This is a genomic window from Bradyrhizobium sp. Pha-3 (assembly GCF_042258325.1).
GTDB classification, from domain to species: Bacteria; Pseudomonadota; Alphaproteobacteria; order Rhizobiales; family Xanthobacteraceae; genus Bradyrhizobium; species Bradyrhizobium elkanii.
This window is the reverse complement of the sequence record NZ_CP170151.1, coordinates 573,623-596,558: the sequence shown is the minus strand read 5'-3', so window position 1 is coordinate 596,558 and position 22,936 is coordinate 573,623. Positions and strand designations below refer to the sequence as shown.

Annotated in this window: 21 protein-coding genes and 1 other RNA gene; 10 read left to right on the top strand and 12 right to left on the bottom strand. The window is 65.7% G+C overall.

What is annotated here, in order from left to right; translation table 11 throughout:
- Positions 1 to 183: 183 nt before the first annotated feature.
- From truA to def, 3 genes are all read right to left on the bottom strand, one after another.
- Positions 184 to 921, bottom strand: a complete 738-nt coding sequence (gene truA / locus ACE10X_RS02705) for a tRNA pseudouridine(38-40) synthase TruA (protein ID WP_038385626.1) — start codon at positions 919 to 921, stop codon at positions 184 to 186.
- A complete protein-coding gene (fmt, locus tag ACE10X_RS02700; RefSeq protein ID WP_304557444.1) occupies positions 921 to 1,856 on the bottom strand; it encodes a methionyl-tRNA formyltransferase in 936 nt (311 codons plus the stop codon). The genes truA and fmt overlap by 1 nt, the downstream gene beginning before the upstream one ends.
- Positions 1,857 to 2,078: 222 nt before the next feature.
- The gene (def, locus tag ACE10X_RS02695) at positions 2,079 to 2,606 is read right to left on the bottom strand and encodes a peptide deformylase (RefSeq protein ID WP_038385628.1); all 528 of its coding nucleotides are present in this window, start codon (positions 2,604 to 2,606) and stop codon (positions 2,079 to 2,081) included.
- A gap of 170 nt (positions 2,607 to 2,776) precedes the next feature.
- On the opposite strand from def, the gene ACE10X_RS02690 reads away from it, so the two are divergent.
- From ACE10X_RS02690 to ACE10X_RS02680, 3 genes are all read left to right on the top strand, one after another.
- Complete coding sequence (locus ACE10X_RS02690) at positions 2,777 to 3,985, top strand: DNA recombination protein RmuC (RefSeq protein ID WP_375764020.1); 1,209 nt, start codon at positions 2,777 to 2,779, stop codon at positions 3,983 to 3,985.
- 283 nt (positions 3,986 to 4,268) lie between these two features.
- The gene (locus ACE10X_RS02685; RefSeq protein ID WP_038385630.1) at positions 4,269 to 4,574 is read left to right on the top strand and encodes a GIY-YIG nuclease family protein; all 306 of its coding nucleotides are present in this window, start codon (positions 4,269 to 4,271) and stop codon (positions 4,572 to 4,574) included.
- 79 nt (positions 4,575 to 4,653) lie between these two features.
- Positions 4,654 to 6,030 carry an MFS transporter gene (locus ACE10X_RS02680; RefSeq protein ID WP_038385631.1) on the top strand — a complete coding sequence of 459 codons (1,377 nt, stop codon included), beginning with the start codon at positions 4,654 to 4,656 and terminating at the stop codon, positions 6,028 to 6,030.
- 223 nt (positions 6,031 to 6,253) lie between these two features.
- Here the strand turns inward: ACE10X_RS02680 and ACE10X_RS02675 are convergent, their stop codons facing one another.
- The 5 genes from ACE10X_RS02675 to ffs all read right to left on the bottom strand — a co-directional run bounded on the left by ACE10X_RS02675 (position 6,254) and on the right by ffs (position 9,848).
- Positions 6,254 to 6,697: a hypothetical protein gene (locus ACE10X_RS02675; RefSeq protein WP_375764019.1), complete on the bottom strand. Its 444-nt coding sequence runs from the start codon at positions 6,695 to 6,697 to the stop codon at positions 6,254 to 6,256.
- A 138-nt stretch (positions 6,698 to 6,835) separates the two neighbouring features.
- Positions 6,836 to 7,441 carry a recombination mediator RecR gene (gene recR / locus ACE10X_RS02670; protein ID WP_038385633.1) on the bottom strand — a complete coding sequence of 202 codons (606 nt, stop codon included), beginning with the start codon at positions 7,439 to 7,441 and terminating at the stop codon, positions 6,836 to 6,838.
- Complete coding sequence (locus ACE10X_RS02665) at positions 7,442 to 7,762, bottom strand: YbaB/EbfC family nucleoid-associated protein (RefSeq protein ID WP_018269493.1); 321 nt, start codon at positions 7,760 to 7,762, stop codon at positions 7,442 to 7,444.
- 23 nt (positions 7,763 to 7,785) lie between these two features.
- Positions 7,786 to 9,639 carry a DNA polymerase III subunit gamma/tau gene (locus tag ACE10X_RS02660; RefSeq protein WP_038385634.1) on the bottom strand — a complete coding sequence of 618 codons (1,854 nt, stop codon included), beginning with the start codon at positions 9,637 to 9,639 and terminating at the stop codon, positions 7,786 to 7,788.
- 112 nt (positions 9,640 to 9,751) lie between these two features.
- Positions 9,752 to 9,848: signal recognition particle sRNA small type (gene ffs / locus ACE10X_RS02655), an RNA gene on the bottom strand.
- A 111-nt stretch (positions 9,849 to 9,959) separates the two neighbouring features.
- Between ffs and ACE10X_RS02650 the strand changes: the two genes are divergently transcribed.
- The 6 genes from ACE10X_RS02650 to ACE10X_RS02625 all read left to right on the top strand — a co-directional run bounded on the left by ACE10X_RS02650 (position 9,960) and on the right by ACE10X_RS02625 (position 14,858).
- On the top strand, positions 9,960 to 10,379 hold the full coding sequence (locus tag ACE10X_RS02650; protein ID WP_028344138.1) for an HIT domain-containing protein: 420 nt from the start codon (positions 9,960 to 9,962) through the stop codon (positions 10,377 to 10,379).
- Between the two features lie 6 nt (positions 10,380 to 10,385).
- Positions 10,386 to 11,336, top strand: a complete 951-nt coding sequence (gene nudC, locus ACE10X_RS02645) for an NAD(+) diphosphatase (RefSeq protein WP_038385635.1) — start codon at positions 10,386 to 10,388, stop codon at positions 11,334 to 11,336.
- A 78-nt stretch (positions 11,337 to 11,414) separates the two neighbouring features.
- A complete protein-coding gene (locus tag ACE10X_RS02640) occupies positions 11,415 to 12,362 on the top strand; it encodes a sugar kinase (protein ID WP_038385636.1) in 948 nt (315 codons plus the stop codon).
- Between the two features lie 76 nt (positions 12,363 to 12,438).
- Positions 12,439 to 12,939, top strand: a complete 501-nt coding sequence (locus tag ACE10X_RS02635; RefSeq protein ID WP_375764018.1) for an Lrp/AsnC family transcriptional regulator — start codon at positions 12,439 to 12,441, stop codon at positions 12,937 to 12,939.
- A gap of 100 nt (positions 12,940 to 13,039) precedes the next feature.
- Complete coding sequence (locus ACE10X_RS02630; protein WP_051003057.1) at positions 13,040 to 13,411, top strand: hypothetical protein; 372 nt, start codon at positions 13,040 to 13,042, stop codon at positions 13,409 to 13,411.
- Entirely contained in the window at positions 13,392 to 14,858 is a 1,467-nt protein-coding gene (locus ACE10X_RS02625) for a methyl-accepting chemotaxis protein (protein WP_038385637.1), read from the top strand. Before ACE10X_RS02630 ends, ACE10X_RS02625 begins: the two co-directional genes overlap by 20 nt.
- A 145-nt stretch (positions 14,859 to 15,003) precedes the next feature.
- Here ACE10X_RS02625 and ACE10X_RS02620 read toward each other — a convergent pair whose 3' ends face one another.
- The 4 genes from ACE10X_RS02620 to hrpB all read right to left on the bottom strand — a co-directional run bounded on the left by ACE10X_RS02620 (position 15,004) and on the right by hrpB (position 21,462).
- Entirely contained in the window at positions 15,004 to 16,503 is a 1,500-nt protein-coding gene (locus ACE10X_RS02620) for a phosphomannomutase/phosphoglucomutase (protein WP_038385638.1), read from the bottom strand.
- 153 nt (positions 16,504 to 16,656) lie between these two features.
- Positions 16,657 to 17,169, bottom strand: a complete 513-nt coding sequence (locus ACE10X_RS02615) for a TIGR02281 family clan AA aspartic protease (RefSeq protein WP_375764017.1) — start codon at positions 17,167 to 17,169, stop codon at positions 16,657 to 16,659.
- Positions 17,170 to 17,358: 189 nt separating this feature from the next.
- Positions 17,359 to 18,810 carry an NCS1 family nucleobase:cation symporter-1 gene (locus ACE10X_RS02610; RefSeq protein ID WP_038385639.1) on the bottom strand — a complete coding sequence of 484 codons (1,452 nt, stop codon included), beginning with the start codon at positions 18,808 to 18,810 and terminating at the stop codon, positions 17,359 to 17,361.
- Positions 18,811 to 18,993: 183 nt separating this feature from the next.
- The gene (gene hrpB / locus ACE10X_RS02605; RefSeq protein WP_038385640.1) at positions 18,994 to 21,462 is read right to left on the bottom strand and encodes an ATP-dependent helicase HrpB; all 2,469 of its coding nucleotides are present in this window, start codon (positions 21,460 to 21,462) and stop codon (positions 18,994 to 18,996) included.
- A gap of 238 nt (positions 21,463 to 21,700) precedes the next feature.
- On the opposite strand from hrpB, the gene ACE10X_RS02600 reads away from it, so the two are divergent.
- Complete coding sequence (locus ACE10X_RS02600) at positions 21,701 to 22,768, top strand: acyltransferase family protein (protein WP_038385641.1); 1,068 nt, start codon at positions 21,701 to 21,703, stop codon at positions 22,766 to 22,768.
- Positions 22,769 to 22,936: the final 168 nt, after the last annotated feature.

Sequence of the window (22,936 nt, the reverse complement as noted above, 5' to 3'; positions counted from 1 at the left end):
ACCCCATGCACAGTAGGGGTTGGGGCTACGAGCCATCCACCCGCACCAGATACAGCGTGGTATTTCGGGCAGGCTCACATCCGTAGGATGGGTAGAGCGCAGCGAAACCCATCATGGGCGCCGCGGATTCGAAGTGATGGGTTTCGCTTCGCTCTACCCATCCTACGAGATCATTCACACCGCCTAGTATTCCACCCGCATCAGATAGAGCCCGTCCGGCGGCGCCACGGGGCCGCAGGCGGCGCGGTTGCGGGCGGCGAGCGCGGCGGCGAGGTCGTCGGCGCTCCAGCGGCCCTCGCCGACCCAGACCAGCGAGCCCACCATCGAGCGGACCTGGCTGTGCAGGAACGAGCGCGCCGACGTCACGATGTTGACGGCGGCGCCGTCACGGGTGACGTCGAGCTGATCGAGCGTCTTCTCCGGCGACTTGGCCTGGCACTCGGTGTCGCGAAAGGTGGTGAAATCGTGCTTGCCGAGCAGGCGCTGCGCGGCGGCGTGCATCGCGTCAGCATCGAGCGCGCGCGGCACGCGCCAGACCCGGCCGATGTCGAGCGCGAGGTTCGCGCGCGTGTTGGTGATGCGATAGAGATAGTGCCGCTTGGTCGCGGAGAACCGCGCCTCGAAATCGTCGGGCACGATGTCAGCCGCGAGCACGCCGATCGGATTGGGCCGCAGATGTGCGTTCAGCCCGTCACGAAAACGACCGGGCGGAAAATGCTTGGCGATGTCGCAATGCGCGACCTGGCCGCGCGCATGCACGCCGGCGTCGGTACGCCCTGCGCCATGGACGCGCACGTCCTCGCCGCAGATCGCCTTGACCGCCGCCTCCAGCGCGCCCTGCACGGTCGGCGCGGTGTCCTGGATCTGCCAGCCGGAAAACGGCGTGCCGTCATATTCGATGGTGAGCTTGTAGCGGGGCATCAGCTAAGCCGCGCAGGCGGCTTCAACGGCGTGCCGCGCAAAAAGTCCGCTGCCTTCATCGGCGCCTTGCCGGCGCGCTGCAGTTCGAGGATCCGGATCGCGCCGTCGCCGCAGGCGATCGCAAAATTTTCGTCGAGCACATCGCCCGGTGCGCCCGAATCCCTGGCCAGCTCGCAGCGCAGGATTTTCAGCCGCACTGGCTCGCCTTCGCCGGTGAGCTCGCACCAGGCGCCGGGGAACGGCGAGAGCCCGTGAATGTGCCGCAGCACCGCATGCGCCGGCTCCTTCCAGTCGATCCGCGCCTCGGCCTTCTCGATCTTGGCCGCATAGGTGACGCCGTCCGCGCTCTGCTTCGTCAGCTGCAAGCCGCCGCGCCCGAGCGCCGCCATCGCGCGCACCATCAGGTCGGCACCGAGCGGCGCCAGCGCGTCGTGCAGATCGGATGCCGTCATGCTGTCCGATATCGGCAGCCGCTCGGCCATCGCGACGTCGCCGGTGTCGAGGCCGACATCCATCTTCATCACCATCACGCCGCTCTCGGCATCGCCCGCCATGATGGCGCGGTTGATCGGTGCGGCGCCGCGCCAGCGCGGCAGCAGCGAGGCATGCAGGTTGAAGCAGCCGAGCCTGGGCGCGTCGAGAATGGCCTGCGGCAGGATCATGCCATAGGCGACGACGACGGCGGCGTCTGCGTCATGCGCGCGAAACTCTTCGAGCGCTTCCGGCGTTTTGAGGGTCTTCGGCGTCATCACGGGAATGCCGAGGCGGCGCGCCTCCTGCTCGACCGGCGTCGGCTGCAGCTGCAGGCCGCGACGCCCGCCCGGCTTCGGCGCGCGGGTGTAGACCGCCACGACCTCATGGCCATGAGCCACCAGCTCCAGCAGCGTCGGCACCGCGAAATCGGGCGTACCCATGAAGATCAGGCGGAGAGGCATGACGAGAACTCGGTCTGTTCCTTCCCTTGCGGGAAGAGGAATCGCATATGAAGCGCGCGGGTCTATCCGCGAATTCGGTTGGCCTCCCGCTTGCGGGGGAGGCCGGATCGCATCGAAGATGCGATCCGGGTGGGGGCTATCTCAGCGATACGACTCGTGGAAAGACCCCCACCCCAACCCTCCCCCGCAAGCGGGAGAGGGAGTCGAGTGCCGATGGCGATCCTACTCCGCCGCGCGCTTGGCGGCCTTCTCGAATTTCTTGAAGACGCGGTCGCGCTTCAGTTTCGACAGATAGTCCACGAACAGCACGCCGTTGAGATGATCGATTTCGTGCTGGATGCAGGTGGCGTAGAGCCCCTCCGCATCCTCCTCATGCACCGTGCCGTCGAGATCGGTGAATCGCACGCGCACCCGCGCCGGGCGCTCGACCTCCTCGTAATATTCGGGGATCGACAGGCAGCCCTCTTCGTACACCGACAGCTCTTCCGAACGCGCAATGATCTCGGGATTGATGAAGACGCGCGGCTTCGCCGTGGTCTCGCCGTTCTCGTCGCGCTTGGCGAGGTCCATGGTGATCAGCCGCAGCGGCTGCGCGACCTGGATCGCCGCCAGCCCGATGCCGGGCGCGTCATACATGGTCTCGAGCATGTCGTCGGCCAGCTTGCGGATCTCCGGCGTCACCTTCTCGATCGGTTTCGACACCAGCCGCAACTGCTTGTCCGGCAGGATGATAATTTCTCTTAATGCCATGGCGGCGATTTAAGCTGCTGACTTCATGGGGTCAATGCGCTCAGGAACCCGTTAGGACAACGTTAACCACGTTTCTTCACCCCGCATTAACCCGGAAAATCAGGGATGCATTTGCCATAAACGTTCCCTCTTCGTTCGCGCCGGGCCGCGAATCGGCTACAACTGCCGGCATGAACGAGATTCTGCTGACGATTGGCGACCTTCCGGTCCGTGTCTCCGACGCATTGATCGGCCTGGGGGCGCTGGCGCTGATCCTGCTGCTCGCCATTGCGCTAGTGATCGCACGCGCCAGCCGGCGCGGCACGGAACTCGCGATGGCCCAGGCCATCCGCGCCGACGAGCTGGAGGAGCGGCTCGCCGACATGCTGCGGGCCCAGAGCGAGTCCTCCGGCCGCGTGGACGCGATGGCGCAGGCACTGGCCGGCCGGCAGGCGGAGATGGCCCGGGCCGTCAACGAGCGGCTCGATTCGGTGACCCACCGGGTCGGCCAGTCGATGGAGCAATCGACCCGCAACACGATGGATTCGCTGCGCGTGCTGCACGAGCGGCTCGGCATCATCGACCACGCGCACAAGAACCTCAACGAGCTCACCACCCAGGTGACGACGCTGCGCGACGTGCTCGCCAACAAGCAATCCCGCGGCGCCTTCGGCCAAGCGCGGATGGAGGCGATCGTCCAGGATGGCATGCCGAAGGGCTCGTTCGAGTTCCAGTACACGCTGACGTCGGGCAAGCGGCCGGACTGCGTCGTGTTCCTGCCCGACCAGCGTCCGCTCTGCATCGACGCGAAATTCCCGCTCGAGGCTATGACCGCGCTGCACGATGCGCGCAGCGACGAGGAGCGCAAATTCGCCAGCCAGCGGCTGCGCGCCGACGTGCTGAAGCATGTCAGCGACATCGCGGAGAAGTACCTGATCCCGGGCGAGACCCAGGACACCGCGCTGATGTTCGTGCCGTCGGAATCGGTCTATGCCGAGATCCATGACGGCTTCGACGACGTGATCCAGAAGGCCTATCGCGCCCGCGTCGTGCTGGTGTCGCCCTCGCTGCTGATGCTGGCGATCCAGGTGATGCAGCAGATCCTGAAGGACGCCCGCATCCGCGACGCCGCCGACCAGATCCGCAACGAGGTGATGCATCTCGGCGACGACCTCGGCCGCCTGCGCGAGCGCGTGCTCAAGCTGCAGACTCATTTCGGCCAGGTGAACGAGGACGTCAGGCAGATCCTGATCTCCGCCGACAAGATCGAGAAACGCGCCGGCCGCATCGAGGAACTCGACTTCAGCAAGTCCGAGACCCCGATCGAGGTCCCCCGCTTCGTCAAGCCCAGCACGTCCGACCTGTTCCCCGCCCCGCGCAAACTGCAGGCGGGGGAGTGATCGTTGTTTCTAGAAGTTGTCCGGCGTGCACCACCCAATCGATGTCATCGCCCGACTTTATCCCGAAATAGCCGCAGGTGGCGGATAGGCCTCTGGGATACTGGATCGCCCGGTCCATGTGCGCAATTGCGCACAGGCCGGGCGATGACAGTCTTTTTGGGGCTGATTCTGGTAACAACTTCTCTATGACCGCACCTAGTGATGTTGCTGACCAAAGATCGCACCACATAATCAGCTGTCATCGCCCGGCTTGACCGGGCGATCCAGTATCCAGAGGCGGCAGATGGGGGCACGCAGCTACTACGTCTACATCCTCGCCAGCCATATCGGCGGCACGCTCTACATCGGTGTGACAAATGACCTCATTCGTCGCGTCGGCCAGCACAAGTTGAAGTTGGTCGAAGGCTTCACGGAAAAGTACGATGTCGTAAGGCTGGTCTATTTCGAGCAGTTCGATGATCCTGAGAACGCGATCCGACGCGAGAAGCGGCTGAAGAAATGGCGACGCGCTTGGAAGATTTCCCTAATCGAGAAAGACAATCCGGACTGGATCGATCTTTACCCGGAAATTGCCGCAGGTGGCGGATAGGGCCTCTGGGATACTGGATCGCCCGGTCAAGCCGGGCGATGACAGACTTTTTGGGGCCGAATCTGCTACCAACTCCTCTATGACAGCACCTGAAGCGACGTCAGACGCGTCTGCAAAGCCGGAGCCAAAGCCCGCCGCCACCTCCTGGCGCGACAGTTTTGCGTTGTACCTGCAGCCGCGGGTGCTGATCGTGCTGTTGCTGGGCTTCTCCTCGGGGCTGCCGCTGGCGCTGTCGGGCTCGACGCTGCAGGTCTGGATGAAGGAGGCCGGGGTCGATCTCGGCACCATCGGGCTGCTGGCGCTGATCGGCACGCCCTACACGCTGAAATTCCTCTGGGCACCGCTGGTCGACGCGCTGCACGTGCCGCTGTTTACGCAGATGTTCGGCCGCCGCCGCGGCTGGCTATTGTTCTCGCAGCTGCTGCTGATCGCGGCGATCCTGGTGCTGGCGCTGGCCGATCCTGCGCGATCGCCATGGTTCGCGGCCTTTGCCGCGCTGCTGGTCGCAACCGCCTCATCGACGCAGGACATCGTGGTCGATGCCTTCCGCGTCGAAAGCCTGCCTGAAAGCGAGCAGGCCGCCGGCATGGCGTCCTATGTCGCGGCCTATCGCGTCGGCATGCTGGTCTCGACCGCCGGCGCGCTGTTCATCGTCAGCGGCTTCGAGTCCGCTGGCCTCGCGCGTCCGTCGGCGTGGATGTGGGGCTATGTGGTGATGGCCGCGCTGGTCGTGATCGGCATCGTCACTGCGCTGGCGGCGACCGAGCCGGCGCAATCGAAGGGCGCGGAAGCGGCCACGCACGCACAGAACGCCGCTGAACGCGTGTTGCACGCGGCACTTGGGGCGTTCTCCGAGTTCCTGAGCCGCAAGGACGCCTTCGCCGCGCTCGCCTTTGTGGTGCTGTTCAAGTTCACCGACGCGTTTTCCGGCACCATGACCGCGCCGTTCGTGATCGACATCGGCTTCTCCAAGGTCGACTACGCGGCGATCGTGAAGGGCGTCGGCCTCGCCGCGACCCTGATCGGCGGCTTTGCCGGCGGCTTCGTGGCGCGGCGCTATTCGCTGGCGACCAGCCTCTGGATCGGCGGCGTGCTGCAGGCGATCGCCAACCTCTCGTTCTCCTGGCTCGCGCATGTCGGCGTCGATCAATGGGCGCTCGCGCTGGCGATCACCGCGGAGAACTTCACCAGCGCGATCGGCACCGTGATCTTCGTCGCCTATTTGTCGGCGCTGTGCCGCAATCCGCTGCACACCGCGACCCAGTATGCGCTGCTGACGGCGCTCGCCGCGGTCGGCCGCACCTATCTGTCGTCGGGCGCCGGCTATGTCGCCAAGGCCGTCGGCTGGCAGATGTTCTTCGTGATCTGCGTGCTGGTCGCGATCCCGAGCCTGATCCTGCTCGCCTGGCTGCAGCGGCGCGGGCATTTCGACGAGCTGGGGCCGGTGCGGGTTTAGCCCAGCCGCCGTAGCCCGGATGGAGCGAAGCGCAATCCGGGGAGGTCTTGGCCCGCAAAACTGTCCCGGATTTCGCTTCGCTCCATCCGGGCTACAGGCTGTCATCACCCGGCTCGACCGGGTGATCCAGTATTCCAGAGACGTTCGTGATTCGGCGGAGAGGCCGCGGCGTACTGGATCGCCCGGTCGAGCCGGGCGATGACGTCGCAATCGTGGCACGCCCCTACTTCGCCACCACGCTCCACTTGGTGACGATGGCTTCGCTCATCTCGCCGGCATCCTTGGCGCAGGCGACCTCGTCGACCTTCACCGAGATTTCCTTGCCGGAGAGGCTTTTGAGCTGCGCTGCCTGGGCATCGTTGGTCGGAATCAGCTGGAAGGTTTCCGGCCCGGTCTCGAGATTGCACAGACCGCTCGGCGGCGGCAGGCGGCGCGGCTCGCTGGTGATCTGGTAGGTCGCGACGCGCTTGCCGCGGTTCTTGGCGTCGCGCACCTTCATGACGCCGAGTTCGCCTGACAGCACGTCGCCGGCGTGGATCATCTTGCCGGGCTTCTGCGGCGCGTCGGCCTGCTGTGCGATGGCGCAAGGCGCGGCGAACGTTGCCGCCAGAAGCGCAAAGCCCAAACGTACGCCGAACAAGCGTACGCCGAATCGGTGTGCCGTCATTGTCAGTGGTTCCGTATCTTGATTCGTCAGAGCGTGAATGACCGTCCCCGAATCGGCATCCACCCTACCATTTTGTTTCGGTGCGATTGTAACCGATCGCTTGGCGCCCGACGCCGTGCTCGGCGCCGGCATCGCGCACTAGAACAGCGTCCGCTGCCGCATGGCTGCAGATAGCGTACCTTCATCGAGGTAATCAAGCTCTCCGCCGACCGGCACGCCATGCGCCAGCCGCGTCACCCGCACATTGGCCACCGACAACAGGTCGGTGATGTAATGCGCGGTGGTCTGGCCATCGACGGTCGCATTGAGCGCCAGGATGATCTCGCTGACCTCGGGTGCGTGCGCGCGCGCCACCAGCTGATCGATGGTGAGATCCTGCGGACCGACGCCGTCGAGCGGCGACAGTGTCGCGCCGAGCACGTGATAGCGGCCATTGGTCGCATTGGCGCGTTCCAGCGCCCAGAGATCGGCGACGTCGGCGACCACGACGATGATCGAGGGATCGCGGCGCGGATCGGTGCACACCGTGCAGGGGTTTTGCGTATCGATGTTTCCGCAGGTCTTGCAGACCTGGATTTTCTCGATGGCCACCTGCAGCGCCGCGGTCAGCGGCGTCATCAGGGCTTCGCGCTTCTTGATCAGATGCAGCGCCGCGCGCCGCGCCGAACGGGGCCCGAGCCCGGGCAGCCGCGCCAGCAACTGGATCAGGCGTTCAATCTCGGGGCCGGCAACGCTCGCAGCCATTCAAGTCGGACCAAATCCCGGCGGCAGGCCGAGCCCGCCGGTCAGCGCCATCATCTTCTCCTGCATCGCGGTCTCGGCCTTGCGGCGGGCATCGCCATGCGCGGTGACCAGGAGATCCTCGAGCACCTCGCGTTCCTCCGGCTTCATCAGCGACGGATCGATCTTGATGCCCTTCACTTCCATCTTCGCGGTCATGCGCACCGCGACCAGGCCGCCGCCGGAAATGCCTTCGACCTCGACATTGCCGAGTTGTTCCTGCATCTCCTGCATCTTGGATTGCAGCTGCGCTGCCTGCTTCATCATGCCGAGAAAATCAGCCATGCGTGCGTCCCTGTAGCCAGATATCAATCGTCGTCGCTGTCGGAAGTTTCAATCGGGTCTTCGCCGGTGGCATCCGAGACCGGAACCTCGGCGGCAAGGCGGCGGACCTCGACCACCTTGGTGCCGGGGAAGCGCGCCAGCACCTCCTGCACGCGCGGATCGGCTTCCGCAGTGCGCTGATGCTCGCTGCGCGCCAATTCGTTCCGCGAACGGACGGTCGGCTGGCCGGCCTCGTTGGAGATGATCACGGTCCAGCGCCGCCCGGTCCATAGTTCGAGCTTGCGCGACAGGTCGGTGACGAGCGCGCGTTGCGCCTTCGGCTCGAGGGCGATCTCGAGCTGGCCGTCCTCGATGCGCACCAGCCGCACATCGGCCTCCAGCGCACTTTTCATCATGATGTCGCGCTTCTCGCCGGCGAGCGCGATCAGCTGCGGAAAGCTTGATATCCGGAGCGCCGGCGCGGCATCGGCGGCGGGCGCGGCCATCTGCGGACGCGCGGCGAAATCGGCGCGCGGCGCGGCCTGCGGCGCGCGCACCGGCGCGGATGACATCGCAGGCATTGCCGAGGATGGTGCGCCGCGCGACGGTTGCGAGGCGGCGGATCCCGACGCCGCGGGCGCAGCGCCGCCGCCATTCTGCTCGATCATCCGGATCGCCTCATCCGGGGTCGGCAGATCGGCGACATAGGCAATCCGCACCAGCACCATCTCGGCGGCCGCGGCCGGGCGCGTCGCGGTCTGCACCTCGGCGATGCCCTTGAGCAGCATCTGCCAGATCCGCGACAGCACCCGCATCGACAGCTTGGCGGCGAATTCACGCGCCCGCACCCGCTCGGTCTCGCCGAACGCGACATTGTCTGCCGTCCCCGGCACGACCTTCACGCGGGTGACGAAATTGACGAACTCGGCAAGGTCGGACAACACCACAACCGGATCGGCACCGACGTCATATTGCGCGCGGAATTCGGCGAAGGCGCTGGCGAGATCGCCGCGCGCCAGCGAATCGAACAGGTCGATCACGCGGGTGCGGTCAGCGAGGCCGAGCATCTGCCTGACCGCGTCGGCCTTCACATTGCCCGCGGCATGCGCGATCGCCTGGTCGAACAGCGACAGCGAGTCGCGCACTGATCCCTCGGCCGCGCGCGCGATGATGCCGAGCGCCTCGGGCTCGACCTCGACGCCTTCCTTGGCCGCGATATTGCCGAGATGCTTCATCAGCACGTCGGCTTCGACGCGGCGCAGGTCGAAGCGCTGGCAGCGCGACAGCACCGTGATCGGAACCTTGCGGATTTCGGTGGTGGCGAACACGAACTTGGCGTGCTCCGGCGGCTCCTCCAGCGTCTTCAGGAAGGCGTTGAAGGCCGCCGTCGACAGCATGTGGACTTCGTCGATGATGTAGACCTTGTAGCGCGCGCTGGCCGGCGCGTAGCGTACGCTGTCATTGATCTGGCGGACATCGTCGACGCCGGTGTGGGAGGCGGCGTCCATCTCCAGCACGTCCATGTGCCGGCTTTCCATGATCGCCTGGCAGTGGATGCCGAGATCGGGCATGTGGATGGTCGGCCCGTTCACCGAGCCGTCCGGCTTGGCGTAGTTCAAGGCGCGGGCGAGGATGCGCGCGGTGGTGGTCTTGCCGACCCCGCGGACGCCGGTCAGGATCCAGGCCTGCGGAATCCGCCCGGTCTCGAACGCGTTCGAGACGGTGCGCACCATGGCCTCCTGGCCGATCAAATCCTCGAAGCTGGAGGGGCGGTATTTGCGGGCGAGAACGCGGTAGGGCTTGGCGGCGTCCGGCGCGGCGCCGAGATCGAAACCGCCGTCAGGGCTTGCTTTGCCTGCGCCATCGGACGGTTGGGAGGGGTCGCCAGCGTCATTCATGCATCGATCCGCAACTTGGGAATTGTCTCTTCAGCCGGCGTGCGGATAGGAGCCGAAATCGAGCGCCGGGCGCGGAGACCGCCGTTCCAGCGCGATTCGCTCGGAAAAACAGGTAGGAGACTGACGAGCGACCCGATCCGGACCTCGTTAGGGCTGCTTCCTTCCGGACCTGACCCGGTTGGCGAGTGGCTCGTCCACCGCCAATCTCCCGGTCCCTATTTGGGGCCAAAACCGCCGGAAAGCAAGCGGCCTGACCCGGCTTTGTAAGGCTGGCTTTGTGGGACTTGTCTGGGAACACGGAAAGGCATTATTTGCCCGTCATGCCCGCCTCCAATTGGTCGCTGCATTCGCAGCTCAAGAAAGACACCATCGACATCGGCGACCTGCCGCTGTGCAAGGTGCTCGTCATCAAGGATGCGCATTATCCGTGGCTGCTGCTGGTGCCGCGGCGCGACGGCGCGGTCGAGATCATCGACCTCGACGAGGTCGCGCAGGCGCAGCTGATGACGGAAATCACCCGCGTCTCGCGGGCCCTCAAAGAGGTCACCAAGTGCGACAAGCTGAATGTCGCCGCGCTCGGCAACCTCGTCCCGCAGCTCCACGTCCACGTCATCGCGCGCCGCACCAGCGACGCTGCATGGCCGCGTCCCGTTTGGGGCGTGATGCCGCCGCTGGCGCATGACGCCGAGGAAGTGCAGAATTTCATCAGCGCGCTTCGCCGCAAGATCTGGTTGGGTTGAGATTCAATGTCTGCATTCGATTCCTTTCCGCTCGGCCAGCCGGCCTTTGTCACCCATGTGCTGGACCGCGCCGCGCATCTGCGCACCAATGACGAGAAGCTGTTCGCGCTGGAAGGCCACCGCGAAGCTAGAGCCTATGTGATCTATCGCGACTCGCTGGTCGTGAAGCAGGAGGATGGCGGGGCCCGCGCACTGCTCTCGCTGGAGGAAGCCCGCAACTACGGCGCCAACCCCGGCACGATTTTCCTGGGGCTGCGCGACGCCGCGCCGATCTTCGGCATGGGGATCGCGCCGCAGGCAGCCGAGAAGCTGGTCGGGCGCACCGACGTCGCGATCACCGAATTGCGCGGCATGGCGATGCAGGGCGTGGTGCCGCCCGAGCAGCTCTCGGCCATCGCGATGGCGAAATCGATGGTAACCTGGCATCAGCGCCACGGCTTCTGTGCGAACTGCGGCACCCGCACGGCGATGAAGGACGGCGGCTGGAAGCGCGAATGCCCGAGCTGCAAGGCCGAGCACTTTCCGCGCACCGACCCGGTCGTGATCATGCTGGTCACGTACGGCGACAAGGTGCTGCTGGGACGGCAGAAGCAGTTCATGCCCGGCATGTATTCCTGCCTCGCCGGGTTCGTTGAGGCGGCCGAGACCATCGAGGACGCCGTGCGGCGCGAGATTTTCGAGGAGTCCGGCATCCGCTGCACCGACGTCAATTACTACATGACGCAGCCCTGGCCCTATCCGTCATCGCTGATGATCGGCTGCACCGCGCGCGCGACCAACGAGGACATCGTGGTCGACCGTACCGAGCTGGAGGATGCGCGCTGGTTCGACCATGCCGAGGCGTCGCTGATGCTGAAGCGCCAGCATCCCGACGGGCTCGCCGGCCCGCATCCGTTCGCGATTGCCCATCATCTGCTCGGCCGCTGGGTGCATCACGAAAACCCGTTGGACAAATAGCGGGAACCGGACATCGTTCTGCCGATTAAAGCTGGACACAGTTCTGGCAGTAACGGAACCATTGCGACGGATCCCCGCATGAATTTTCAGAACGGCGCCCCGAAAGTCCCGCCCCGCATCCTCTGCATCGGCCTGCCGGTGCGCGACCTGACCTTTCGGGTCAGCGTTCCGGCGCGCGGCTCCAAGGAGAACGCGACGCATTTCGACGAGATCTGCGGCGGCAATGCGCTGAACGCCGCGATCGGCATCGTCCGGCTGGGCGGGCGCGCTTCGATCTGCGGACCGATGGGCGATTCGCAGGAGACCTCGAGCCGCTACATCTTCGACAAGCTCGCCCAGGAAGGCATCGAGACCAATCATCTCATCCACATGCCGAACCTGGTCACCCCGATCTCGGCGATCATGATCGACGACAGCGGCGAGCGCACCATCGTCACCTTCCGCGATCCGGAGCTCTGGAAGGTCAAGCTGCCGCCGACCGAGCTCTTGCTGGAGGATTGCGCGGCGATCCTGACCGAAAGCCGCTGCGCGCCGTTCTGCACCGAGCTTTGCGCCGAGGCGGTCAAACGCGGCATTCCGGTGGTGGTCGACGTCGACCGCGCGATGTCGATGCGGGAGGGGCTGCTCACCGCCTCCTCCCATCTGGTGTTCTCCAGCGAGCCGCTGCAGGAGACCGCCGACGTCACCGACGACGGCCAGGCGCTGCACAAGCTCGCCAAGCTCACCCCGTCCTTCCTGGCCGGCACCCGCGGGCCGATGGGCACGATCTGGCTCAACGAGAACGGCGAGCTCGAGGAAACCCCGGCCTTCCCGGTCCATACCGTCGACACGCTCGGGGCCGGCGACGTCTTCCACGGGGCGTTCGCCCTCGCCATCACCGAGAAACAGCCGCTGCGGGACGCGCTGCGGTTCGCCTCGGCCGCTGCAGCACTGAAATGCACCCGCTTCGGGGGTGCTTATGCCGCACCGCAACGTACTGAAGTTGAAGAGTTTTTGGGTCAGCACGCCGACGCCAAGCCGGCCTGAGCCGCCACGAATCGCTTGATTTGGAAGATTATTCTCTATATGAGGGATATTGAACTTTCATATGGAACTTTCTTCTATGCCCGATGTCGCCATTCAGCTTCATGACAACAGCCGCCGCCTCGACGCGATCGATCGCAAGATTCTGACCGTGTTGCAGGAGGATGCGTCGCTCTCCGTCGCCGAGATCGGCGACCGGGTCGGACTGTCGTCGACGCCGTGCTGGAAGCGCATCCAGCGGCTGGAGGCCGACGGCGTGATCCTGCGTCGCGTGGCGCTGGTCGACCAGAACAAGATCGGGCTCGGGATTTCCGTGTTCGTCTCGGTCGAGAGCGCCGACCATTCGGAAGCCTGGCTGCGCAAATTCGCCGACGCCGTCAGCGCCATGCCCGAGGTGATGGAGTTCTACCGGATGGCCGGCGACGTCGACTACATGCTGCGCGTCGTGGTCGCGGACATGCAGGCCTACGACGTCTTCTACAAGAAGCTGATCAGTGCCGTGCCGCTGAAGAACGTCACCTCGCGCTTCGCGATGGAGAAGATCAAGTCGGTGACGGCGCTGCCGGTGCCCGCGGCGTAAGCGCCGCCGCACACCCCGCACGAGACGTCGATACGCTCCCAGGTAGTTCGCCTGTTCGGCATTTACCTGAAGTTAGCGCCGGCAGCGGTATTCTGCTGCGATGGAGCCGGGGGAGATCATCCCAGCGAAACGACCGCCTGCCTGGCTGGGCGCGGCTGCATTGCTGATTGCGAGCTGGATCGCGGTCGCAGTGCTGTCGCTCAAGGTGCGTGCGGGCAGCGACGTGGTGGCCGTGGCCTTTCCGCCATGGTGGCGCGCCGAGCGCGCGCTGATCGCCGCCGCGTCCGCCGATGCGTCGATCGTTCGGATGACCGCGATCCCGGCCCTGCTGGTGGTGCGGCCTGACCCAAATGGCGGGCTGAGCCGGCTGTACGAGGCCGGCGCCTTGCTGACCATGGATCCGCAGGCGATCGCCGGCTGCTTCAGGACGGATGACGATCTGGGGGTTGGGAATGACCTTCGAAGGCGATGAGATGGCCGCCCTGCGCGAGACGGCCAGCAAGATCCTGCTCGTGGTGCTCTGGCTGCACGTTCCGATCGCAGTCATCGTCGGCATGACGCTGCACACCGACTGGCTGATGCCGGCCGGCTTCATGGTCGCGATGGCGCTGGCCGCGACATTGTCGTGGCGCATCTCGGGGAACGGCGTTTCAACGCGCCTGATCGTTGCCGTGGCCCTGATGGCCGGCGTGTCGATGCTGGTCTACCAGTTCGCCGGCCACCGCTGGCAGGTCGACATGCACATGTACTTCTTCGCCGCGCTGGCGTGCCTGGTCGCCTATTGCGACTATCGGCCGATCGTCGCCGGCACTGCGGCGGTTGCCCTGCATCACCTGACGCTGAATTTCATCCTGCCGGCCGCGATCTATCCCGGCGGCGCCGATTTCGGCCGCGTGGTTCTCCACGCCGTGATCCTGCTGATCGAGGCCGGCGTGTTGATCTGGCTCGCGCACACGCTTGCCGAACTATTCGAGAGAGCGGCGCAAAAGGCGGCGGAGGCCGAGGCCGCCGGTGCCGCCGAAGCGCGCGCCAACGCCGAACGGATCGAGGCCGAACAGGCCAAGCGCGACCGTGACGCCGCGCGGCGCGAGCTCGCCGCCGGCTTCGAGCGCAAGATCGGCGAGGTCGTCGAGGCCGTCGCGGTGGCGGCGAGCGCGATGCAGGGCCTGTCGACAACGATGAACGGCAGCAACGCGGAAACCATTCGCCAGGCCACGGCCGCCGCCTCCGCATCGACGCTGGCGTCGAGCAATGTTGAAACCGTGGCGTCCGCGACCGAGGAGCTGACGGCCTCGATCAACAGCATCGCCGAGCAGGTGACGCGCTCGGCGCGGATCGCCGCCAAGGCCGCCGACGAGGCACGCCGCACCAGCAGCGTCGTCGAAGGCCTTGCCGCCGGCACGCAGAAGATCGGCGAGGTGGTGACGTTGATCCAGAGCATCGCCAGCCAGACCAATCTGCTCGCCCTGAACGCAACCATCGAAGCGGCGCGCGCCGGCGAGCATGGCCGCGGATTCGCCGTCGTCGCGAGCGAGGTCAAGGCACTGGCCAACCAGACCGCCAAGGCGACCGAGGAGATTTCGTCCCAGATCCAGGATATCCAGAGCGCGACGGGTGCTGCCGTCAGCGCGATCGGGACCATCGGGACCACGATCGCGGAAATCGACCAGGTCTCCGGCGAGATCGCGGCCGCCGTCGATCAGCAGGGCGCGGCGACCCGCGAGATCTCCAGCAATTTGCAGCAGGCCGCCGATCGCACGCGGGATGTCAACAAGGGCATCCTCAACGTCAACCGCGCCTCCGAACAGGCCGGCAGCGCGACCGCACAGCTGCTCGATGCGGCGAGCGGCCTGTCGTCGCAATCGGAATGGCTGAAGACCGAGCTGGATCGCTTCCTGGCCTCGCTGCGGGCAGCGTGAGCACCACCTCCTGAGCTGTCATCGCCCGGCTCGACCGGGCGATCCAGTACGCCGCGGCCTCTCGGCTCAATCACGACCGTCTCTGGAATACTGGATCACCCGCTTTCGCGGGTGATGACACCATTCTTCGCGGCGAGCACCCAGCTCAAATCTTCTGATTGTACTCGCCGACCTCGGGATGCGTGCGCAGCACGGCATCCATCGCCTCGAACATGTCACGCATGCGCCGCTCGCTGACCGGGCTTTCCACCACGACCACGAGCTCCGGCTTGTTCGAGGACGCGCGCACCAGGCCCCAGCTGCCGTCCTCGACCGTGACGCGCACGCCATTGACGGTGACGAGGTCGCGGATGTTCTGGCCCGCGACCTTCCCGCCCTGCTGCTGCAACGCCTCGAAGTGCTTCACCACGGCGTCGACGACGCCGTACTTCGCCTCGTCGGCGCAATGCGGCGACATGGTCGGCGACGACCAGGTCTTCGGCAGCGCATCCTTCAGGTCAGCCATCGACTTGCCGGGCGCACGATCGAGCATCTCGCAGATCGCGATCGCCGACACCAGGCCGTCGTCATAACCGCGACCGAACGGCTTGTTGAAGAAGAAGTGGCCCGACTTCTCGAAGCCGGCGAGCGCGCCAAGCTCATTGGTGCGGCGCTTCATGTAGGAATGGCCGGTCTTCCAGTAGACGGTCTTCGCGCCCTGCTTCTGCAAGACGGGATCGGTGACGAACAGTCCGGTCGACTTCACGTCGACGACGAACTGCGCGTTGGCATTGATCGCCGACATGTCGCGCGCCAGCATGACGCCGACCTTGTCGGCGAAGATCTCCTCGCCGGTGTTGTCGACCACGCCGCAGCGGTCGCCGTCGCCGTCGAAGCCGAGGCCGACATCGGCCTTGTGCGCCAGCACCGCATCGCGGATCGCGTGCAGCATCTCCATGTCTTCCGGATTCGGATTGTATTTCGGGAAGGTGTGATCGAGCTCGGTGTCGAGCGGGATCACATCGCAACCGATCGCCTTCAGCACCTGCGGCGCGAACGCGCCCGCGGTGCCGTTGCCGCAGGCCGCGACGACCTTCAGCCTGCGCTTCAGCTTCGGCCGGCTGGTGAGGTCGGCGATGTAGCGCGCCGGATAATTCTCGTGGAATTGATAGGAGCCGCCGGCCGTGTTCTTGAATTCGGCGTTGAGCACGATTGCCTTCAGCCGCGACATCTCGTCGGGGCCGAAGGTGAGCGGACGGTTGGCACCCATCTTGACGCCGGTCCAGCCATTGTCGTTATGCGAGGCGGTGACCATGGCGACGCAGGGCACGTCGAGATCGAACTGCGCGAAGTAGGCCATCGGCGTCACCGCGAGCCCGATGTCATGCACCTTGCAGCCCGCCGCCATCAGGCCCGAGATCAGCGCGTATTTGATCGACGCGGAATAGCCGCGGAAGTCGTGACCGGTGACGATCTCCTGGCGGACACCGAGCTCCGCGATCAGCGCGCCGAGTCCCATGCCCAGCGCCTGCACGCCCATCAGGTTGATTTCCTTGTTGAACAGCCAGCGCGCGTCGTACTCGCGAAACCCGGTCGGCTTCACCATCGGCTCGGATTCGAAGGCATAGGTGTTCGGAACCAGCACGGATTTCGGCTTGGGAAACATGGGTCGGCCTTATGGTCGTATGCAGAAAAACATCGTCGCAGCCTTTAGCGAATGCGCGGGCCGGGCGAAAGCAGAGACTGGGGCTGGTGACCGACAATTACGGCAGAAATGGCGGCAACGAGGCTACCGCCTGTATCCCGAAAAAGGCTGGATCTATTGCTCCAGCAACAATTTGCCGTTGGCGTATTCGAAGCGCTTCAGCTTCGACAGGAAGGACAGGCCGAGCAGGTTTTCCGACAGCGCCTCGTCCGGAAGCACCAGGGCGTCGACGTCGCGCACGGTGAGGCCGCCGATCTCGATCATGGCGATGCGGGCGCGTGCGGCCTTGATGGTGCCATTCGCAGTGGTAACGCGCGAGGTGTAATCGCCCGGCACCGGACGCAGGCCGAAGCGTGCGGCCGAGGCCTCGTTCAGCGCAACCACCGAGGCGCCGGTGTCGACCATGAAGTTGATGCGCTGGCCGTCGATCCGGCCGTCGGTCGCGAAATGACCGCGAGGATCGGGCGCAATGCTGAGCGTGCGGGCGCTGGCCTGCGCCACCGTGACGGCTGGGGCGACGGTCTGCCTTGTGGTGGTCGCGGCGGCGGGCGACATCTTGCTGGCCATCTGAGCCATGAAGGTGCCCAGCCCGATCAGGATGGCCGCGAAAATCATCAGGTTACGCATGACACCATACTCGGAAAACCGAACACGCAATTTCACCACGCCGCCCGCCCCGCCGCGAGCGAGGGCGGCGGCACGAGCCTGCCATTTTGGCGAAAAGGATGAGCGAAGCGTTAATGCGAGCCCAGCGAAGCGGCCGAATGACATCGGCCGGCTGCCCGGGCAGCAATTTGCCGTCCTTTAGGCCGTCTTTCAGGCCGTCCTGGCGACGGGGCTCGGCATCGCAACGCGCAGCGCGTAATAGACCGCGCCGGCGATTCCGACACCGAAGAACCAGCCATAGACCGCCCACCACGCCGGCAGGATCGAGGTAAAGTTCGGCAGCACCGACGAGAACAGCGCGCCGATGCCGGCCGCGATCAGCGCGCTGACGTTCCAGCCGTTCTGGAAGCGATATTCGCCGTTCTCCTGATACAGCGCCGGCACGTTCACACGGCCTTTGGCGATCAGATAATAGTCGACCATCATGACGCCGAAGATCGGCCCCATCGTCGCGCCGATCAGCCCCACGAACGAGGCGGCGCTGCCTTCCCAGGGCGCAAACGGATACAGCGCCAGCGCGATCAGCGCTGCGATATAGCCGCCCTTCTTGAAGTCGATATGCCGCGGAAACACGTTGGAGAAATCGAACGCCGGCGAGACGAAATTGGCGACGACGTTGATGCCGAGCGTCGCCACCGCGAAGGTAACCGCCGCGAGCAATGCCAGGAACCAGCTGTCGAACTTCGCCGATATCTGGTCGGGATGCAGCAGCACCTCGTGATAGACGTTGAACGCCGCGATCGTGGTGACACCGGCAACCAGCGAGAACAGGATCAGATTGACCGGCAGGCCCCAGATATTTCCCTTGCGCAGCGCTTTCACGTCGGGCGCATAGCGTGAGAAGTCGCAAAAGTTGAGATAGAGCGCGGCGAAATAGGTGATCCATGTGGCGGCGACGGCGCAGAGCGCCGGGAATGAGCCGGGCACGCCGGGCACGCCGGCTTCCTTGGTCTTTTCCAGCAGCACGTCCTGCGGGATCGGCGCGGTGAGCGAGATGCCGCCGGCCGCGATGCAGAGATAGATCGCAAGGATCAGCATCATCAGCCATACCGCAGGACCCGCCCAGTCCTGGAAGCGCCGCACCGTTTCCATGCCGCGCTGGATGATCAGCAGTTGCAGCGCCCAGATCACGACGAAGCAGATCACCTCGAGCGTGGAATGGCCGAGCATATGGCTCGACTGATGAAACGCCTTGAAGCTGTCGATGCGCGTCAGCAGCGCGACGATCGCGCCCGAGGCCGCCGCGGTCTGCGCCCCGTACCAGAAGCAGGCGACGACGGCACGGACCAGCGCCGGAATGTTGGCGCCCCAGACCCCGAACGAAGCGCGCGCCAGCACCGGATATGGCACGCCGGTCCTCACACCGGCATTGCCGATCAGGCTCATCAGCACGAAGATCACCAGCGAGCCGACGCCGATCGCGAGGATGAAGTTGACAAAGCTGCCGCAGAGCAGGAACAGGCTGGCGGCGAGGTAATAGCCCCAGAGGCTGTGGACGTCGGAAGTCCAGACGTTGAAGATGCTGAAGGCGCCCCAGTTGCGTTCCCTGGCCGGCGCCAGATCTTCGTTATACAGCGACGGCGATGCGTTCTTGATCTCCATGGCAGCGTCCCCAATGTGCGAGCCCGTGATCCCATCCCAGCGCGCAAATCTAACCACCGTTTGCCGGCGCTCGCCAGCGCAACTGATCAGCATGATCCGGAAAAGACAGACTCGGTGTCGTCCCGGCGAATGAGAGAAATGTGACCTTCGGGCGCAACAAGCGCTGCGCGGTTGCGCAGAGAGTCAGGTGCCGCGCGGTTTCACGCGCCTGGTCGGCATCGCGCTGGCGGGATCTTCCGGCCAGGGATGGCGCGGATAGCGGCCGCGCAGGTCGGAACGCACCGCGGCGTAACTGCCGCGCCAGAAACCGGGCAGATCGCGGGTCACCTGCACCGGCCGCTGTGCCGGCGACAGCAGTTCCAGCACCAGCGGCACCGCGCCCTTGGCGATCGAGGGGTGGGTGTTGAGCCCGAACAGCTCCTGCAGCCGCACCGCGATGGTCGGGCCCTGCTCGGCCTCGTAATCGATCGCGAGCTGCGTTCCGGTCGGCGCCTCGAAATGCGTCGGCGCCTCGCGATCGAGCCGCGCGCGCAACTCCCACGGCAGCAGCGTCATCAGCACGTCCGACAGGTCGCCGGCGGACAGATCCCTCAGCGCGGTCTTGTCGTAGAGCGCCGGCACCAGCCAGTCGTCGGCACGCGCGGCGAGCGCTGCGTCCGACAGGTCGGGCCAGCTCTCGTCCTCGGCCTTGCGCAGGAACATGACGCGGTCGCGCCATTGCTTGGAGTGCTTCGACCACGGCAACCGGTCGAGCCCGGCCGCGATCAGGCCGTCGGCGAAGACGCGCGCGGTCTCGGCGGAGGGCGACAGTGGCATCGGTGCCTCCGACAGCGTGATCGCGTGCAGCGAACGCCGGCGGCGGGCGCGCAGCGCCATCGCACCGCGGTCGAACGTCACCTCTTCCACGTTCTCGATCTGGTCGGCGAAGCGCTGCTCGATCTCCTCCTGGGAGATCGGCGCCGCCAGCAGGATGCGGCCGCTCGCGGCCGTGCCGGTCAGTTCGGCAACCGCGATATAAGGCAGCCGCGCCAGCGCCGCGGTCTGCTCGACGGCGGCGCCGCGACCATTGGCCAGCACGAAGCTGCCATTGCCGCGATTCCTGGCGACGCGATCCGGAAATGCAAAGGCCAGCATGACGCCGGTGGAGAGATCCTTCTCTTCGCCGGCCGCCGCCTTCACCTGCGCGGCCCAGCGCGCCGCCATGCTGCGGGCGCTCGATGCGCGCTGCGAACGGTCGCGGCGGAACTGGTCGAGCCTGACGTCGAGATCGACACTGTCGCCGCCGAGCCCGCGCTCGGTCAGAACAGCGGCGATCTCGGCCGCTTCCTCGCCCATACCGAAGCGGGCGGAATCCACGATCATGCGCGCCAGCCGCGGCGGCAGCGCCAACGCGCGCAGGCTCTGTCCTTCCTCTGTAATGCGGCCATCGCCGTCGAGCGCCCCGAGCTCTGACAGCAGCGACTTGGCTTCCTTCAGCGCCGGCCCCGGCGGTGGATCGAGGAAGGCAAGGCCAGCCGGATCGCTGACGCCCCATTGCGCGAGGTCGAGCACCAGCGAGGACAGATCGGCGGAGAGGATCTCGGGCGCGGTGTAGGCCGGCAGCGACGCGGTCTGCGGCTCGTCCCAGAGCCGGTAGCAGACGCCGGGCTCGATGCGGCCGGCACGGCCGCGCCGCTGATCCACCGCCGCACGCGAGGCCCGTACGGTCTCAAGCCGGGTCAACGCAATGTCAGGCTCGTAGCGCGGCACCCGCGCCAGGCCGGAGTCCACGACGATGCGCACGCCCTCGATGGTCAGCGAGGTCTCGGCGATCGAGGTCGCCAGCACCACCTTGCGGGTGCCCTTCGGCGCCGGCGCGATGGCGCGATCCTGCACGGCGGCATCGAGCGCGCCGAACAGCGGCACGATCTCAACCGCGGCGTCATGTACGCGCTCGGCCAAAAAAGTCTGCGTGCGGCGGATCTCGGCGGCGCCCGGCAGGAAGGCCAGCACCGAGCCGGTATCGGCGCGCAGCGCGGCCGCGATCGTCTCGGCCATCTGCCGCTCCAGCGGCGCGTCGACCTTGCGGCCGACGTAACGGGTCTCGACCGGAAAGGCGCGCCCCTCGCTTTCGACCACCGGCGCGTCGCCGAGCAGTTTTCCGACGCGTGCGCCGTCGAGCGTTGCCGACATCACGAGGATCCGCAGGTCCTCGCGCAGGCCGGTCTGCGCGTCGCGCGCCAGCGCCAGCCCGAGATCGGCATCGAGCGAGCGCTCATGGAATTCGTCGAACAGCACCGCGGCGACGCCGTTGAGCTCGGGATCGTCGAGGATCTGGCGCGAGAAGATGCCTTCGGTGACGACCTCGATCCGCGTCGCGCGCGACACCTTCGAGCCGAAGCGTACGCGATAGCCGACGGTCTCGCCGGCACGCTCGCCGAGCGTCTTCGCCATCCGCTCGGCGCTGGCGCGCGCGGCGATGCGGCGCGGCTCCAGCACGATGATCTTCTTGCTCCTCGCCCAGGGTGCATCGAGCAACGCGAGCGGCACGCGCGTGGTCTTGCCGGCGCCCGGCGGCGCCACCAGCACTGCGGCGTTGTGACCATCGAGCGTGCGGTCGAGCTCATCGAGCACGGCGTCGATCGGCAGCGGACTATCGAATTGGCGCGGCAAGGATTCTCATCACCGCAGCGGCGCTCGGGCCGGGCTGCGTCCCATGGTTAACAAACCGTCTCGGATTCCTTTTGGATTCCTGTTGGATTCTCTTGGGTTCTTGGGCCTCTTAGACCATTCGCCGGCCACGGGAAACCCGCGGAAAGGTCCGGTTCGATGGCACATCGCTTGTATCAATAAAGGAGAAAGCAACCGATCGGGCCGATGATAGGCCCGATCACGCCGGAACAGGACAAAGATGACCACGAACGGCACAGCCGCTGCGACAGATCGTTCCGCCCCACGCGCGAGCGGACGCGTCGATTGGGTCGACTATGCCAAGGGCATCTGCATCATCATGGTCGTGATGATGCATTCGGTGCTGGGGGTCGAGAAGGCCGCCGAGCAGACCGGCTTCATGCATTATGTCGTGATGTTCGCGAAGCCGTTCCGGATGCCGGACTTCTTCCTGATCTCGGGCCTGTTCCTGTCGGTCGTGATCGATCGCGACTGGCGCACCTATCTCGACCGCAAGGTGATGCATTTCGTCTATTTCTACGTCCTCTGGGTGACGATCCAGTTCGGCTTCAAGGCGCCGTCGCTGGCCGCCGAGACCGGCTGGGCCCAGGTTGGGCTGCAATACCTCGAGTCCTTCATCGAGCCGTTCGGCACGCTGTGGTTCATCTATCTGCTACCGATCTTCTTCGTCGTCACCAAGCTCACGCGCAACGTCCCCCCGTTCGTGATCTGGCTGATCGCGGCGCTGCTGGAAGCGGCGCATGTCGCGACCGGCTGGACCGTGATCGACGAGTTCTGCTCCCGCTTCGTCTATTTCTACACGGGCTATGTCCTCGCCGATTACGTGTTCGCGCTGTCGGACCGCACGCGGGCACGGCCTGCGTTGGCCCTGCTCGGGCTTGGGCTCTGGGCGCTGATCAATGGCGGCCTGGTTGCGCTCGAGGTGAGCGAATGGCCGGTCGTCTCGCTCGCACTCGGCTTTGCCGGCGCCTGCGCGATCATCGTGACCGGCACGCTGCTGGCGCGCGCGCACTGTCTTGGCTTCCTGCGCTTCTGCGGCGAGCATTCGATCGTGATCTATCTCGCCTTCTTCCTGCCGATGGCTGCGACACGCACCCTTCTGCTGCGCTTCGGCATCATCCACGACATCGGCCTGATCTCGCTGATCGTGACCGCGGTCGGCGTCGCCGGCTCGCTCGTGATCTGGCGGCTGGCACTGGCGGCGCGGGCCAATTTCCTGTTCGAACGGCCCGATGCGTTCTGGATTGCCCCGAAAAAGGCGGCGCCCTCGCTGCAGGCGGCCGAATAAGCCCCGACAGTGCCAGAAGTCATGACCGCCGGATTCGTTCCGAGGGCGGGAATCCGGCCGTTCGAATTTTCCACACATTGAAATTATTGGCTTTTTGGTCCCGAATGTTTCGTCGTCCGGCCGGCGACGAAACAATTCTCCCGGTCACGAAACCATTTTCCGCTTTTC

Excerpts from the sequence above, each read along its gene's own strand:
- truA (WP_038385626.1), bottom strand. The coding sequence starts at position 921 with ATGCCCCGCTACAAGCTCACCATCGAATATGACGGCACGCCGTTTTCC.
- ACE10X_RS02630 (WP_051003057.1), top strand. The coding sequence starts at position 13,040 with ATGGAGCCGGGGGAGATCATCCCAGCGAAACGACCGCCTGCCTGGCTG.
- ACE10X_RS02650 (WP_028344138.1), top strand. The coding sequence starts at position 9,960 with ATGCCCGCCTCCAATTGGTCGCTGCATTCGCAGCTCAAGAAAGACACC.
- fmt (WP_304557444.1), bottom strand. The coding sequence starts at position 1,856 with ATGCCTCTCCGCCTGATCTTCATGGGTACGCCCGATTTCGCGGTGCCG.
- ACE10X_RS02625 (WP_038385637.1), top strand. The coding sequence starts at position 13,392 with ATGACCTTCGAAGGCGATGAGATGGCCGCCCTGCGCGAGACGGCCAGC.
- ACE10X_RS02690 (WP_375764020.1), top strand. The coding sequence starts at position 2,777 with ATGAACGAGATTCTGCTGACGATTGGCGACCTTCCGGTCCGTGTCTCC.
- ACE10X_RS02600 (WP_038385641.1), top strand. The coding sequence starts at position 21,701 with ATGACCACGAACGGCACAGCCGCTGCGACAGATCGTTCCGCCCCACGC.
- ACE10X_RS02635 (WP_375764018.1), top strand. The coding sequence starts at position 12,439 with ATGCCCGATGTCGCCATTCAGCTTCATGACAACAGCCGCCGCCTCGAC.
- ACE10X_RS02685 (WP_038385630.1), top strand. The coding sequence starts at position 4,269 with ATGGGGGCACGCAGCTACTACGTCTACATCCTCGCCAGCCATATCGGC.
- recR (WP_038385633.1), bottom strand. The coding sequence starts at position 7,441 with ATGGCTGCGAGCGTTGCCGGCCCCGAGATTGAACGCCTGATCCAGTTG.
- ACE10X_RS02610 (WP_038385639.1), bottom strand. The coding sequence starts at position 18,810 with ATGGAGATCAAGAACGCATCGCCGTCGCTGTATAACGAAGATCTGGCG.
- ACE10X_RS02660 (WP_038385634.1), bottom strand. The coding sequence starts at position 9,639 with ATGAATGACGCTGGCGACCCCTCCCAACCGTCCGATGGCGCAGGCAAA.
- ACE10X_RS02680 (WP_038385631.1), top strand. The coding sequence starts at position 4,654 with ATGACAGCACCTGAAGCGACGTCAGACGCGTCTGCAAAGCCGGAGCCA.
- ACE10X_RS02640 (WP_038385636.1), top strand. The coding sequence starts at position 11,415 with ATGAATTTTCAGAACGGCGCCCCGAAAGTCCCGCCCCGCATCCTCTGC.
- nudC (WP_038385635.1), top strand. The coding sequence starts at position 10,386 with ATGTCTGCATTCGATTCCTTTCCGCTCGGCCAGCCGGCCTTTGTCACC.
- ACE10X_RS02620 (WP_038385638.1), bottom strand. The coding sequence starts at position 16,503 with ATGTTTCCCAAGCCGAAATCCGTGCTGGTTCCGAACACCTATGCCTTC.
- ACE10X_RS02675 (WP_375764019.1), bottom strand. The coding sequence starts at position 6,697 with ATGACGGCACACCGATTCGGCGTACGCTTGTTCGGCGTACGTTTGGGC.
- ACE10X_RS02615 (WP_375764017.1), bottom strand. The coding sequence starts at position 17,169 with ATGCGTAACCTGATGATTTTCGCGGCCATCCTGATCGGGCTGGGCACC.
- ACE10X_RS02665 (WP_018269493.1), bottom strand. The coding sequence starts at position 7,762 with ATGGCTGATTTTCTCGGCATGATGAAGCAGGCAGCGCAGCTGCAATCC.
- def (WP_038385628.1), bottom strand. The coding sequence starts at position 2,606 with ATGGCATTAAGAGAAATTATCATCCTGCCGGACAAGCAGTTGCGGCTG.